Origin of the sequence: Luteimonas gilva, from assembly GCF_005239095.1 — a bacterium.
GTDB classification, from domain to species: domain Bacteria; phylum Pseudomonadota; class Gammaproteobacteria; order Xanthomonadales; family Xanthomonadaceae; genus Luteimonas_C; species Luteimonas_C gilva.
In genome coordinates, this window is record NZ_SZUA01000003.1 from 227867 (window position 1) to 241943 (window position 14077).

General features: G+C 66.6%; 13 protein-coding genes. 9 read left to right on the forward strand and 4 right to left on the reverse strand.

From position 1 onward, the window contains the following. Positions 1–3: 3 nt before the first annotated feature. The 3 genes from FCE95_RS14720 to FCE95_RS14730 all read right to left on the reverse strand — a co-directional run bounded on the left by FCE95_RS14720 (position 4) and on the right by FCE95_RS14730 (position 3303). Positions 4–396 carry a DUF1761 domain-containing protein gene (locus tag FCE95_RS14720; RefSeq protein ID WP_137267805.1) on the reverse strand — a complete coding sequence of 131 codons (393 nt, stop codon included), beginning with the start codon at positions 394–396 and terminating at the stop codon, positions 4–6. Between the two features lie 70 nt (positions 397–466). Further along, the gene (locus FCE95_RS14725) at positions 467–1756 is read right to left on the reverse strand and encodes an amidohydrolase family protein (RefSeq protein WP_137267806.1); all 1290 of its coding nucleotides are present in this window, start codon (positions 1754–1756) and stop codon (positions 467–469) included. A gap of 140 nt (positions 1757–1896) precedes the next feature. Next, positions 1897–3303 (reverse strand): amidohydrolase, encoded by a 1407-nt coding sequence (locus FCE95_RS14730; RefSeq protein ID WP_137267807.1) that lies wholly within the window; start codon positions 3301–3303, stop codon positions 1897–1899. 107 nt (positions 3304–3410) lie between these two features. On the opposite strand from FCE95_RS14730, the gene FCE95_RS14735 reads away from it, so the two are divergent. The 4 genes from FCE95_RS14735 (at position 3411) to FCE95_RS14750 (ending at position 5932) form a co-directional block, all read left to right on the forward strand. Further along, on the forward strand, positions 3411–4187 hold the full coding sequence (locus FCE95_RS14735) for an AMP nucleosidase (protein ID WP_137267808.1): 777 nt from the start codon (positions 3411–3413) through the stop codon (positions 4185–4187). Further along, complete coding sequence (locus FCE95_RS14740; protein ID WP_137267809.1) at positions 4184–4723, forward strand: GNAT family N-acetyltransferase; 540 nt, start codon at positions 4184–4186, stop codon at positions 4721–4723. The genes FCE95_RS14735 and FCE95_RS14740 overlap by 4 nt, the downstream gene beginning before the upstream one ends. Positions 4724–4839: 116 nt before the next feature. Further along, a complete protein-coding gene (locus tag FCE95_RS14745) occupies positions 4840–5250 on the forward strand; it encodes a GFA family protein (protein WP_137267810.1) in 411 nt (136 codons plus the stop codon). 139 nt (positions 5251–5389) lie between these two features. Beyond that, on the forward strand, positions 5390–5932 hold the full coding sequence (locus FCE95_RS14750; protein ID WP_137267811.1) for a DUF924 family protein: 543 nt from the start codon (positions 5390–5392) through the stop codon (positions 5930–5932). A gap of 173 nt (positions 5933–6105) precedes the next feature. Here FCE95_RS14750 and grxD read toward each other — a convergent pair whose 3' ends face one another. Continuing rightward, a complete protein-coding gene (gene grxD / locus FCE95_RS14755) occupies positions 6106–7035 on the reverse strand; it encodes a Grx4 family monothiol glutaredoxin (RefSeq protein ID WP_137267812.1) in 930 nt (309 codons plus the stop codon). 175 nt (positions 7036–7210) lie between these two features. On the opposite strand from grxD, the gene FCE95_RS14760 reads away from it, so the two are divergent. The 5 genes from FCE95_RS14760 to FCE95_RS14780 all read left to right on the forward strand — a co-directional run bounded on the left by FCE95_RS14760 (position 7211) and on the right by FCE95_RS14780 (position 14071). Further along, positions 7211–7996, forward strand: coding sequence for a polysaccharide deacetylase family protein (locus tag FCE95_RS14760; protein ID WP_137267813.1), 786 nt, complete (start codon positions 7211–7213; stop codon positions 7994–7996). A gap of 125 nt (positions 7997–8121) precedes the next feature. Next, positions 8122–8691 (forward strand): RNA polymerase sigma factor, encoded by a 570-nt coding sequence (locus FCE95_RS14765; RefSeq protein WP_189644786.1) that lies wholly within the window; start codon positions 8122–8124, stop codon positions 8689–8691. Positions 8692–8768: 77 nt separating this feature from the next. Beyond that, positions 8769–9839 (forward strand): FecR family protein, encoded by a 1071-nt coding sequence (locus tag FCE95_RS14770; RefSeq protein ID WP_137267815.1) that lies wholly within the window; start codon positions 8769–8771, stop codon positions 9837–9839. A 180-nt stretch (positions 9840–10019) separates the two neighbouring features. After that, positions 10020–13400 (forward strand): TonB-dependent receptor, encoded by a 3381-nt coding sequence (locus FCE95_RS14775; RefSeq protein WP_223266913.1) that lies wholly within the window; start codon positions 10020–10022, stop codon positions 13398–13400. Positions 13401–13516: 116 nt separating this feature from the next. Continuing rightward, entirely contained in the window at positions 13517–14071 is a 555-nt protein-coding gene (locus FCE95_RS14780) for a hypothetical protein (RefSeq protein ID WP_137267817.1), read from the forward strand. The last annotated feature ends 6 nt before the right edge of the window (positions 14072–14077 follow it).

The window sequence follows — 14077 nt, forward strand, 5'->3', positions numbered from 1 at the left end:
GGCTCAGTGCCAAAGGCCCAGGATCAGCCCGTACAGCGCGAACTGCAAGGTGTGGTAGCCGCCGTCGATCAGCCACAGCTTCAGCGAACGCCCGGCGAACAGGTAATTGATGCCGAAGCTCGCCCCGACCCAGCACAAGCCCGCCGCCACGCCGGCGCCGACGGCGAAACCCAGGGCGGGTTTCGGACCGAGGAACATCGCGAACACCGCGGCGGCGATCAAGCTCAGTGCGAACGCGCCGCCGAACACTTTCGCCCGATGGCCGTTGGGTTTGTCCGGATCGACGCCGGCCTCGCGGCACCAGGCGCGCTTGAACAAGGGCCCGTACCAAATCCCGCCCAGCAGGAATGACGATGCGGCCGCGACCAGCACGGCCCAGTGATTGATGCTTTCCATCTCCGCCTCCCGTTCGCGCTTGTCCCCGCGCGCAAGCTTACGCCTGCGCGCGAGGGGGAAGCGGGCCGCGTCAGCGCACGGGCGCCGGATACGCGCGCGGCAGTCCGCGGGTTTCGGACGGCGGATCGGCGCGCAGATAGCGGTCGCGCAATTCGGTCTGGCGGCTGCGCATCGGCATCGCCCGGCCGCCCAGCCACACTTGCTGGGCCAGCGTGCTGACTTCGAGCGGATCGCCGTCCCACAGCACCAGATCGGCGGTCTTGCCCGGCGCGATGCTGCCGATCCGGTCGCCGACGCCCAGCGCGTCGGCCGGCACGCGGGTCAATCCGGCCAAACCGTCTTCCCAAGGCAAACCGTTGGCGACGGCGTTGCCGGCCAACTGGCGCAATTTGCGCGCTTGGTGCGAATCGCCCAGCGAGAACGAGACCGCGACGCCGGCCTTGCGCAAGCGCGCGGCGTTTTCCAGGGTCGCGTCGATCTGGTCGAAGTCCGACGGCAGATTGGCGAGCGCATCGACGAACACCGGCACGTTCGCCGCGGCCAGTTCCGGCGCCAGCTTCCAGGCTTCCGCGCCGCCGGCGATGGCGATGCGCACGCCGTGGCGTTTGGACCAGCGCAGCAGCTGGCGGATGTCGGCGGCGCGATGGATGCCGACCACGACGCGCCCGCCGCCGTCGATGTAGCGCGCCAGCGCGGTGCGGCCGGCGGGCGTCAGCATCGCCATGTGCGAACCGGCCGGAATGCGTCCGCGCACTTCGTCGATGAACTGGTCCAGCAGCATCCACTGCGCCGCGCGCGTGCTGCCGGTCAGGTTGGCGCCGTCGCTGCCCAATTGCACGAACAGCACGCGCGGGCCGATCGGGTCGGGGCTGCCGTCCAGGCGCATCACCGCGCCTTGTCCGCCGACGATCGAACCGCCGGCGGTGCTGCCCGCGCCGAGCAGGGTGAAGCCGATGCCTTCCACCCGCGCCACCGGCAGCAGCACCGAGTCGGGGTTGTAGGCCAGGGTCGCGTCGAATTCGGGACGCACCACCATGTCTTTCGCGTTCTGTCCGAGCGCGAGCGAGCTGTCGGTGGTGGCGTCTTCGCCCGACACTTCGTCGATGCCGATTTCGCTGATGCCGCCGAACAACGCCGGCGTCAGCGGCCGGCCTTGCGCGTCGATGCTCTGCACGCCCGCCGCCGCCAGACCGTTGCCGACCGCGGCGATCTTGCCGCCGCGGACCAGCACGTCGGCGTTATTCAGCGTACCGCGCGACGTGGCGGTGTGGACGGTGGCGTTGCGGATCAGCAGGTCTTGGGCGAAGGCTTGGGATGCAGCAAGCATCAGGATCGCAGCGAGCGTTCCTTTACCCGTCATCCCAGCGAAAGCTGGGATCCATTTTGATTTAGCTTTCGATGAAGCGTCGGTGCGACACAACGTCAAATTGGATCCCAGCTTTCGCTGGGATGACGATGTCGCGAGTTCGGCGCCTCGACGGCTCAGGGAAGAAATCCGGCTCACAGCGCACCTCCCGTCATCGCAGCGTCCTGCCCCAGCATGAAATCCGACTTCGGCTGCCGCGCGGGGTCCGCGCGGTCGTAGACGCGCGCGCCGTCGACGTACACCTGCTCGGCGTGCGCGTACACGCTGAAGGGGTTGCCGTTCCACAGCACCACGTCGCCCATCTTGCCCGGCTCCAACGTGCCGGTCTTGTCGAGGATGCCCATAGCCCTGGCCGGATTGGCGGTGATCCACAAAATCGCGTGCTCCGGCGAAATCTCGATGCCGGCCTGGCGCGCGTGCGCTATGGCCTTGGCCGCTTCCTGGTTCAAGCGCTGGATGCCTTCGCTGGAATCCGAGTGCACGATCGCGCAGCCGTTCTTCGGCCGGTCGACCAGGGCCAGGTTTTCTTGGATGCCGTCGAAGGCCTCCATCTTGAAGCCCCACCAATCGGCCCACAGCGCGCCGCAGATGTTTTCGGCGGCCAGCTTGTCGGCGATCTTGTAGGCCTCCACGCCGTGGTGGAAGGCGGAGATTTTGAAGCCGAATTCCTTGGCCAGGTCGATCATCGTCGCCATCTCGTCGGCGCGGTAGCAGTGGATATGGACCTTGATGTCGCCGTTGATCGCGCCCGCCAGCGTGTCCATTTTCAAGTCGCGCTTGCCGCCGCTGTCCTTGTCGCTGTCGGACTTGCCGCTGCCTTTGTTCTTCTTCAGGTATTCGGCCGCGTCGATGAAGGCGGCGCGGTAGCCGGCGACGTTGGCCATGCGCGTGCCCGGGCCGCCTTTCTGGCCGTAGACGCGCTTGGGGTTCTCGCCGCACGCCATCTTCAAACCCCAGGGGGCGCCGGGGAACTTCATGCCTTGGTAGGTCGTCGACGGCACGTTCTTCAAGGTCACGCCGCGGCCGCCGATCAGGTTGGCCGAGCCGGGCAGCACCTGCAGCGAGGTGATGCCGCCGGCCATCGCGGTGAGGAAGCCGGGATCCTGCGGCCACACCGAATGTTCGGCCCACACGTTCGGCGTCACCGGCCCGGTCATCTCGTTGCCGTCGCTGTGCGCGCTCATGCCCGGGCTGGGATACACCCCCAGATGCGAGTGGATGTCGATCAGGCCCGGCGTGATCCATTTGCCGCGGCCGTCGACGCGGGTGGCGTCGGCGGGCGCGGCCAAACCGGCGCCGATCGCCTCGATCTTGCCGTCGCGCAGCAGCACGTCGGCGCCTTCCAGGCGTTGGCCCGTGCCGGTCAGCACGGTCGCGCCGGAAATCAGCACCGGCGGCGAGGCGATCGGGCGGTAAGTGCTGGCGTAGGGATCGTCGGTGAAACGCGGCTTGGCCGCGGATTCCGGTTTCTGGGTCGAAGCGGTGTGCGCGCAGCCGACCAGCAGGACGGCGCCGAGCGCGGCGATCAGCGGTTTGAGCATGGCTATTCCCCGGAGCGAACGCCCCACCGTAGCCCGGGCCGCCGCTCCCTGCCAACCGTGTCGATGGTCATGCCGGCGTGACAAAATGGCGCAGAACGGAGACGCTCATGAAAGAAAAAGAACAGATCGTCGACAACTGGCTGCCGCGCTACACCGGCGTGCCCCTGGACGGCTTCGGCGAGCACATCCTGCTGACCAATTTCGGCGGTTACCTGGGACACTTCGCCCGCCTGACCGGCGCCGAGGTGGTCGGCCACGACCGGCCCATGCCCAGCGCCACCGCCGACGGCATCACCATGATCAATTTCGGCATGGGCAGTCCGAACGCGGCGACGATGATGGATCTGCTGTCGGCGATTTCGCCCAAGGCCGTGCTGTTCCTCGGCAAATGCGGCGGATTGAAGAAGAAGAACGCGCTCGGCGACCTGGTCCTGCCGATCGCCGCGATCCGCGGCGAAGGCACCAGCAACGACTATCTGCCGCCGGAAGTGCCGGCGTTGCCGGCGTTCGCGCTGCAGCGCGCGGTTTCGACCATGATCCGCGACCTCGGCCACGACTACTGGACCGGCACCGTCTACACCACCAACCGCCGCGTCTGGGAACACGACGAAACCTTCAAGGATTACCTGCGCCGACTGCGCTGCATGGCCATCGACATGGAAACGGCCACCGTATTCGCGGCCGGTTTCGCCAACCGCATCCCCTGCGGCGCGCTGCTGCTGGTCAGCGACCAGCCGATGATCCCGGACGGAGTGAAGACCGAAGCCAGCGACGCCAAGGTCAGCGCCGAATTCGTCGAGCGCCACATCCAGATCGGCATCGAAGCCTTGCGCCTGATCCGCCGCCACGGCAAGTCGGTGCGGCATCTGCGTTTCGACGAATGAGCGCGGCGGACGAAGTCGGCGTCGCGATCCGGCGCTGCGGAACGGACGATGCCGCGGCGCTGGCCGCGGTGAGCGCGGCGACGTTCATGGAAACCTACGCCGGCCTGCTCGGCAGCGCCGACATACTGGCCCATTGCGCCCTGCATTTCACGGCCGAACGCTACGCGGCGGCGTTGTCGGACGACGGCTACGCGTTCTGGCTCGCCGAAGCGGTGCCCGGCGGCGCGCCGGTCGGTTTCGCGATGTTGTCGCCGCCGGATCTGCCGAGCGTGAGGACGTTCGGCGACGACGTCGAACTGAAGCGGATCTATTTGTTGCATCGCTTCCACGGCGGCGGCCACGGCGCGACGCTGATGGGCGTTGCGGTCGAAGAGGCCCGCCGGCGCGGCGCCGGGCGTTTGTTGCTGGGCGTGTACAAGAAAAATCCGCGCGCGCTGGCGTTCTACGGCCGCCAAGGCTTCGAACCGATCGGCGACCGCCTGTTCCGGGTCGGCGATACCGACTACGAAGACGCGGTCCTCGCTAAGGCTTTGTGATTTTGTGGGAGCGGCTTCAGCCGCGAGCTTTTCGCCCAAATCATTGCGCGGCTGAAGCCGCTCCTACAAAAAAGCGGATCGCGTATCCTGGCGTCCCGTTTCCGACCGAGGGCGACATGGCGATCCAAACCTACACCGGCGGCTGCCACTGCGGCGACGTGCGCTACGAAGTCGATCTCGATCTGGGCGAAGGCGGCGGCAAATGCAACTGCTCGATCTGCCGCAAGATCCGCAATTGGAGCGCGAGCGTCAAACCGGAAGCGTTCCGCCTGCTGCAGGGCGCGGATGCGGTGACCGACTACCAATTCAACACCAGCAGCGTGCATTGGCCGTTCTGCAAGCGCTGCGGCGTGCGCAGCTTCGGCCACGGCGATATTCCCGAAGTCGGCGGCAAGTTCTACTCGGTGCAGCTGGCCGCGCTGGATATCGACGACGAGGCTTTGGCGGCCGCGCCGGTGCGTTTCAGCAACGGCCGCGACAACGCTTGGTGGCACGAGCCGAGCGAAGCGGAAAAGAAGTTTTTGTAGCCGCTTTGCTCTTAGCTGTCATTCCCGCGAAGGCGGGAATCCGGCGACTTTAGATGCGGCCGGACAAATGGGAGCTCAGCCGCCGGATTCCGCCTCGCGCGAATGACGGCTTAAAAGCGAAGTTTCTGGAGAGCGATCGATGGACGTTACCCCTGCCGACGTCGTCGGCTTCTGGCGCGACGCCGGCTACGCCAAATGGTTCGCGCGCAGCGACGAATTCGACGCCGAATTCCGGCGCGGCTTCGAAGCGGCGCATTACGCCGCCGCGCGGCGCGAACTGGAGCACTGGATGGGCGATGCGGAAGGCGCGCTGGCGCTGCTGATCCTGCTGGACCAGTACCCGCGCAACTGCTTCCGCCGCAGCGGGCATTCGTACGCGACCGACCCGCTCGCCAAGCATTACGCCGCACGTGCGGTCGACGCCGGTTTCGATCGCGCGGCCGATCCGGCCCTGCGCGCCTTCTTCTATCTGCCGTTCGAGCATTCCGAGAATTTGGCCGATCAGGAACGCTCGGTGGAATTGTCGCGCACGTTGGACGGCGAATACCTGAAATACGCCATCGCGCATCGCGACGTGATCGCGCGTTTCGGCCGGTTTCCGCACCGCAATCGCGAACTCGGGCGGATCAACACGCCTGAGGAACAGGCCTATCTCGACGCCGGCGGCGGTTTCGCCGGCTAAGGCTTTGTAGAGCGGAGCTTGCTCCGCTGCCTTCGCTTTTCGCCCGTGTAGAGCGGAGCTTGCTCCGCTGCTTGTAGGCTAAGACGAAGAGCAAGAGCAGCGGAGCGAGCTCCGCTCTACACAATCAACGACAAGCAGAAGCAGCGGGGCAAGCCCCGCTCTACAAAGCAGGATCAATAACGCGGCAACGAAGGATCCACGTCGTTGGCCCAGGCGTCGATGCCGCCTTCGACATTGAACACGTTGCCGAAGCCTAAGCCGCGGAAATGCTCGGCCGCCTGCGCGCTGCGCCCGCCGTGGTGGCAGAGGAAGGCCAGCGCGGTGTCCTTGGGCAGCGCGCGCAGGCGTTCGATGCCGTCGCCGTCCAGGGTTTGGAAGGCGACGCCGACCGCGGCTTGCGCGCGCTCGTCCGGCGGCCGCACGTCGACCAGGATCAGGCTGCCGGCGGCGACGCGCTCGTTCGCTTCGGCCGGGCCGATGCCGCGCACCGGCGCGGGCGCGTTCGGGTTGTCGATCACCAGGCCGCGGCCGCGCGCATCGTCGGCCCAATCGATGGTCAGGCCGTCCGCGCGCCGCGCGCCGCTCAGATCGAATTGCACGCGCACGCCTTCGGCTTCGGCGGTGATCGCGCCCGGATCGTCTTGCGCGAGCTGCAGGCGGGTGCGGAAGTTCTTGTCGATGTCGAGCTTCACCACGACCTCGCCGCCGGCGTCTTCCACCGCCTGGCGCAGCATTTGCGCCGCGGCCGGGGTGATGTTGATCGTCGGCGGCGTGCGGTCCGGCGGCGGCAGGCCGAGCGCGCCGTGCAGTTCGCCGCTGTTGGCCATCTGTTCGATGATGTCGCTGCCGCCGATCAACTGGCCGTCGATGTACAGCTGCGGAATCGTCGGCCACTCGCCGTAGGCCTTGATGCCTTCGCGGATCTCGCCGTCCTGCAATACGTCGCTGTGGGCGTAATCGACGCCGAGCGCGTCCAGCGCCGCGACCGCCTTCGCCGAAAAACCGCATTGAGGCGCGTTCGGCGAGCCTTTCATGAACAGCACGACGCGATTGGAATTCAGCAGCGTTTCGATGCGCTGGCGCAGGGCGGAGTCGAGAGCCATCGGGGCGATCCAGCTTGGGGGAACGCCCATTTTACGCCTCCTGCGAGCCCGACGCTCTTGTAGGAGCGGCTTTAGCCGCGAGCTCTTCGCTTCAGGTCGCAGCGACATGCGGGAAAGGGCTCGCGGCTAAAGCCGCTCCTACAAAAAAGCCTAGGGAGTGGGCATCATCGGCGCCATGGATCTGCATCGCCCGCCCCGCCGACCGCACGCCTGGTGGCTGCTTCTGGCCGCTTCGCAACTGCTGGTCGCCGCGATCTGGTGGCGCTACGGCTGGCGGATCGGATTGCCGGCGATGATGCTGTCGCACCTGCCGTTCTGGTGGGGCGTGCTGCGGCCGCAGTCGCGGATGTACGGCCCGGTGCTGTCGCGCCTGCCGATCGCCGAGCCGCGCGTGTGGCTGACGATCGACGATGGCCCGTCCGACGATACCGCCGCGATCCTGGACCTGCTCGACGCGCATCGGGCGAAAGCCACCTTTTTCCTGGTCGGCGAACGCGCCGCGGCGCGGCCGGCCTTGGTGCGCGAGATCGCGCGCCGCGGGCACGGCATCGGCAACCACAGCGCCAGCCATCCTTCGGCGTGGTTCTGGATCTTGGGGCCGTGGCGGATGCGGCGCGAAATCGAGCAGTGCCAGAAAACCCTGACCGAGCTCTCCGGAACCGCGCCGCGCTGGTTCCGCGCGGTGGTCGGGCATGCCAATCCTTTCGTGTCGGCGCCGCTGCGCGATTTGGGCTTGGCCCGGGCGGCTTGGAACGCGCGCGGCTTCGACGCGGTGCGCTACGACGTCGACGGCGTGGTGGCGATGATCGAGCGCGACCTGGCGCCCGGCGGCATCGTGCTGTTGCACGAAGGGGCGCGGCACGGACGCAACGTGGAGATGATCGCCGCTTTGTTGCGGCGCCTGGATGCTCGCGGCTATTCGACGGTGCTGCCGGAGGAAGTCGCCCCTGAGCCGCGCTGAACGCGCCGATATTGCACCGCAGCGTGCAGCGCCGATTTTGAGGTGATTACCTGCCGGCCTCGCGCGGCGGCGTTCGCGCGAGGGCATCGGAAGGATTCGCGGCGTCCAGGGGGATGCAGACAGCCATGGCCAATTCAGTCCCGCGGTCGTTCGATTCCGCTTCCCTGGCCGAGTACGGGGAGGACTTCGCCGACCGCTGGAACAATGTTTCCCTCCGTTACCGCGCTCCGCTGCGCGGTTTCTTCGCCAAGCGGGTGAAGGACGCCGCCGAGGTCGAGGACCTGACCCAGGAAGTGTTCCTGCACCTGATCCGGCGCGCCCACGGCGAACCGATCGAGCACGTGGAGCAGTACGTGTTCCAGGTCGCCGCCAACGCCCTGCGCGATTGGCGCCGGCGCCGCGACGTCCGCGACCAGGACGCCCACGAGTCGTTCGACGCGGAAATCCACCAACCCGCTACGGATATTTCGCCCGAGCGCGTCTTACTGGGTAGGGAGGCGGTCGAACAGGTCGAAGCGGTGCTGCGCGGGCTGCCCGAACGGACCCGCGACGTGTTCGTGCTGCGCGCCCTGGAACAGCGCAAATACGCCGAAATCGCCGCAATGATGGGCATTTCGGTGCGGGCGGCGGAAAAGCACATGGCCAAGGCGTTGGCGCAGCTCGGCATCGTCATGGCCGCGGAGGACCGAGACTAGCTGGCCGCGGCCGGGCTGGCCCCGGACAATGGGACGCGCCGGATGCGCGTTCGCGGCAACTGCTAGAGATACGGCAGATGAACAGGAAAGACACGCCAACCCGAGATCAAGCCGACACCGGACCCGCAGGCATCGATGAAGCCGCGGCGCGCTGGAGCGAAATCCTGCGCGACGCCGGCGACGATCGCCGGACGCGGGAGGCTTTCGAAGCGTGGCGCGACTTCGCGCCCGAGCATGCGCAGGCTTACGCGCGCGCGCAGTCGGCGCATGCGCTGGCGCGGTCGGTCGCCGATGCGCCGCAGATGCGCGCGCTGCGCGGCGAGACCCTGGACCGTATCGCGCGCCGCAACCGGCGCCGCACCTGGGTGCGGCGTTTCGCGATCGCCGCGTCGCTGCTGGTCACGGCCGGGGCGGGCACGATGCTGTTGCGCCCGGACGCGGCCCGCCAAGCCTATCGCGACGCCCGCGACACGCTCGCCGGCAACGTCTACACGACCGAGATCGGGCAACGCTCGACCGTGACCCTGGACGACGGCTCCATCCTCACGCTCAACACCGACAGCCGCGTGTCGGTGCGCTACGAGCCCGGCCTGCGCAGCGTGACGCTGGAGCGCGGCCAGGCTTTGTTCAAGGTGGCGAAGGACCGCACGCGTCCGTTCGTGGTCGACGCCGGCGGACGCCAGGTGACCGCGTTGGGCACCGAATTCGACGTGCGCGTGTCCGAACGCATGTTCGAAGTGACTTTGCTGGAAGGCCGGGTCAAGGTGACCCGCGACCGCGGCGAGCGAGACGCCGCCGATTCGCCCTTGGCCGAGTTGCGCCCCGGACAGCAGTTCGTCGAAGTCGCCAAAGCGCGGCCGCAAGTGCGCGAGGCCGACGTGAAACGCGTCGTCAGCTGGCGGCGCGGCCAGGTCGTGTTCGAAGACGAGCGCTTGGAAGACGCGGTCGCCGAGATGAATCGCTATTCGCGCCAGCAGGTCGTGCTGAGCGACGCGCGCTTGGCGTCGCTGCGCATTAGCGGCGCGTTCAACACCGGCGACACCGGCACTTTCGTCGAGGCCCTGGTCGCCTATTTCCCGATCGAGCGCGCTCCCGAAGAGCGCAAGGGCCGAATCGTATTGAGTCCGCGCCCGCCGATCCGCGGTTGAAGCGCGGCGCTTGGTGCGCCGCAAAACAAAACTCCCAGGTTCAGAAAGAAGATCCGGAACGTTGCCCGGTTCGGGTTTCCGCTGCGTCCGCGTCTGTACTAGGAACAGGCGCAAGAAAGCCGCTAATCGAAAGGGGGAGCGATGCAGTTGCCAGACCGGGATCGTCGGCGGAACCGCGTGTTGAAACCTTGCGCACTGCTGATCGCGTTGCTGCCTTGCTTGGCGCACGCGGGCCAGGACGCCGCCAACACCCGTTTCGACATTCCGCCGCAACGCCTGGATACGGCACTGTCCGAATACGCGCGGCAGAGCGGCAAGCAATTGCTGTATTCGCCGGAGCTGGCGGCGGGCAAGGCCGCGCGCGCGGTGCAAGGCGAGAAAGACGCGCTGAAGGCGCTGGACGAATTGCTCGCCGGTACCGGCCTGCGCTACGCGACCAGCGCTTCGGGCGCGATCCTGATCAGCGACGCGGCGCAACGCAGCGCCGATGCGGACGCGGATGCGTCTTCCAGCGGAGGGCCGTTGGGAAACGCCCAACGGGGCGCCGAAACACCGGCGGCGGCGTCCCAGGAACAGGCCAAGCCAGCGGCGCCAAGCGCAAGCCCGACTAGGTCGGCGGCGCAAGCCAAAACCCTCGACACGATCGTCGTCACCGCGCAGAAGAAGGTCGAGAACATCCAGAAGGTGCCGATCGCCATCACCGCGTTCGGCGGCGACGAACTCAACGACCGCAAGATCGAAACCGGCGGCGACCTGGTCACCGCGACGCCGAACGTCAGCTTCACCAAGACCAACTTCGCCAGCTACAACTTCCAGATCCGCGGCATCGGCACGCAAGCGTTGTCGGTGACCACCGATCCGGCGGTCGCGGTCAGCTTCAACAGCACGCCGATGATCCGCAACCGGCTGTTCGAGCAGGAATACTTCGACGTGCAGCGGGTCGAAGTGCTGCGCGGACCGCAGGGCACGCTGTACGGGCGCAACGCGACCGCCGGCGTGGTCAACATGATCCCCAACCTGGCCGATCCGGACGCTTTCGAGGCCAACGTCAAGGGCGAAGTGGGCAATTACGAATCGCGCCGCATCAACGGCATGATCAACGTGCCGCTCAGCGACACCTTCGCGTTCCGCCTGGCCACCCAGTACACCCAGCGCGACGGCTACGACAAGAACACCGCGACCGGCAAGAAGGTGAACGACCGCGATCTGCTGTCGGTGCGCACCTCGCTGGCGTGGAAGCCCAGCGACGCGTTCAACGCGAACCTGGTGTGGGAGCACTTCCAGGAAGACGACAACCGCTCGCGCACCGGCAAGCAGCTCTGCTACACCGATCCGGGCCCGGCGACGATCGGTTCCACCACCGTGTCGGACCTGGACCGCAACTACATGAGCCAGGCCTGCGTGGACGGGTCGCTGTACAACCGCGGCGCGTTCGGCGTGCCCAACGGCGGCAGCTTGCCGTTCGTGCTGGGCACCAATACCGCGCCGGTGGGCTATCTGTTCGATGCGGACGGCAATTTCGTCGATGTCGCCACGCTGATCCCGCGCGGCCTGAATCCTTACGCCGGCGTGACACAGTCCGACGATCTGCGCGAGATCGCCACCACTTACGACCCGGTGTTCAAGGCCGAGAACGACGTCGTGCAGTTGAATTTCGACGCGGACGTGAGCGATCACCTGCAATTCGTGTCGCAAAGCCTGTACACCCGCGACCAGTACTACTCGACCCAGGACTACGGCCGCTTCCAGTCCAATCCGGTGTTCACCAACACCTCCAGCGGGGTGTCGCGCTTCCTGCCCGACGGCACGATCGGCCCGGCCAACGATTTCCTGCCCAACGGCGTGTTCTGCGATCCGCAGCTCGGCTGCTCGAACCGCATGCTGACCGTCGACCTGGTCGACTCGGACAGCACCCAATGGTCGCAGGAATTCCGCCTGCAGTCTTCATTCGACGGGCCGTTCAACTTCAGCGTCGGCGCCAATTACCTGGAATACAAAGTCGACGAAAGCTACTACGTGTTCAGCAACGTGCTGACCGCCGCGGCGCAGATCATCTTCAACGGCACCGACACCGGTGCGCCGCCCGCCTACTGCCAGCCCGGCACGGCCACCAAGATCATCGACGGCGTCGACAGCGGCATTCCCTGCGTCTACATCGATCCGAATCCGCTCAACGGCATCGACGGCCAGGGCCACAACTATTTCCGCAGCCGCAACATGGCCAAAACGCGTTCGGCCGCGATCTTCGGCGAGACCTATTGGCAGCTGTCGGACGCGGTGAAGCTCACCGCGGGCCTGCGCTATACGCGCGACGTGAAAACGACCCAGCCGGTGCCGAGCCAGACGCTGCTGACGGCGACCGATCCGCCGCTGTACACCGCCGGCGGCGGCTACGTCGGCTACGGCTATCCGTCCAATCCGGACATCCGCCAAACCTGGAACGAACCGACCGGCCGCCTGGTGCTGGACTGGTCGCCGGACTTGTCGTTCACCGACAGCACGATGTTCTACGCCTCCGCTTCCCGCGGCTACAAGGCCGGCGGCACCAATTCGCCGGGCATCGGTTCGAACCCGCAATACCTGACCTTCGAGCAGCGCAATCCGGAGTTCAAGGCCGAATACGTCAACGCGTTCGAGTTCGGCGCCAAGAACGTGATGGGCGGCGGCAAGTTCCTGTTCAACGCCACCTTCTTCTACAACGACTACAAGGACTACCAGATCTCGCAGATCCAGGACCGCGCCACGCTCAACGAGAACTTCGACGCGGAAACCTGGGGCGCCGAATTCGAGACGGTGTGGCGGCCGACGCCGCAGTTCGAACTGAGCGGCAACGTCGGCTTGCTCGACACCAAGATCGGCAAGAACCAATACTCGATCGACGTGATGGACCGCACCGCGGGGAATTCGGATTGGGTGGTGGTGCGGCCCTGGCTGCAGCTCGCCTCCAATTGCGTCGCGCCGAAGGACTTGGTCGAGAAAGTGCTGCAGGCGACCTACACCCAGCCGGCGCCGTTCAACAACGCGGCCAACAACCTCAACAGCTTCTGCGCCAACAACTACTACCTCTCGGCGGGCGGCTTCACCCGCGACCAGGGTTTCGAAGGCGGTCCCGGCGACCGCGCCTACCTGCTCGGCACCGACACCTACTACAACCCGCTCACCGATGCGCCGAACGGCGGCGCGGGCTTCGCCAAGAACGTCGGCGGCCACCAGCTGCCGAACGCGCCGCATCTCACGGTGAGCTTGAGTCCTCAGTACCGGTTCGCGCTGGCGCAAGGCGACCTCACCGTGCGCGCCGATCTGTACTACCAGGGCCCGAGTTGGGCGCGCATCTACCAGGACAAGATCGACCGTTTGCACGACTGGGGCAACGTCAATCTTTCCTTGACCTATCAGCATCTGGACAGCGATTTGACCGTGCAGCTGTACGTGAAGAACGCGCTCGGCGGCAAAGCCATCACCGGCACTTTCCTCAATAGCGACGACACGGGCCTGACTTCGAACGTGTTCATCCAGGATCCGCGGATCATCGGCCTGTCGATCCGCAAGGGCTTCTACTGACTGAGCCGTTCAATACCGCCTTGTTCGCAAGGCAGCGCCGCCACGCGCCGTGCACTCCGTGGCAACCCTCGGACGCGGAGGCGTCCGGGCCCTCAACTACATCGGAGTACAGCGTCATGCTCAAGCTCAAATCCGCCGCTCTCGCCGCCATGATCGTCGCCGGTTCGTTTGCGGCTTCGTCGGCTTTCGCTTCCGGCCTGGAAATCTGGAACGGCTCGGCCTGGGTGAGGAACGGCACGGTCGTGATTTCCGGACCGACCACCGCCACTTACCTGGGCAACACCGTGCCGTGCACGTCCGCCTTCACGCTGACGCTGACCAGCGGCGCGGCGCAGGTCACCAACGCGACGTTCTCCGGCAGCGGCGCTTGCACCGGCATCACCAAAGTCTTGCCGTGGAACGTCTCCGCGCCGACCGCTGGCGCGGGCACCTCGGTGAACCTCACGATCAGCGGCATCAACATCCGTTTCCCGACGCCGCCGCAGACCTGCACCGGCAGCGTGAGCGGCAATCTGCCGAACGCGAATCCGTACTCGCCCGATCCGCCCACCAGCCCGGGCCCGTACAACGCCTACTTCACCTTCAGCGGTTCGCTCGCGGGCGGTTGCACGGTCAGCCATCGTTCGCCCGGCCTGACTTCCGATACCCCGATCCGCGCTTATTTCCCTTGATCTGAG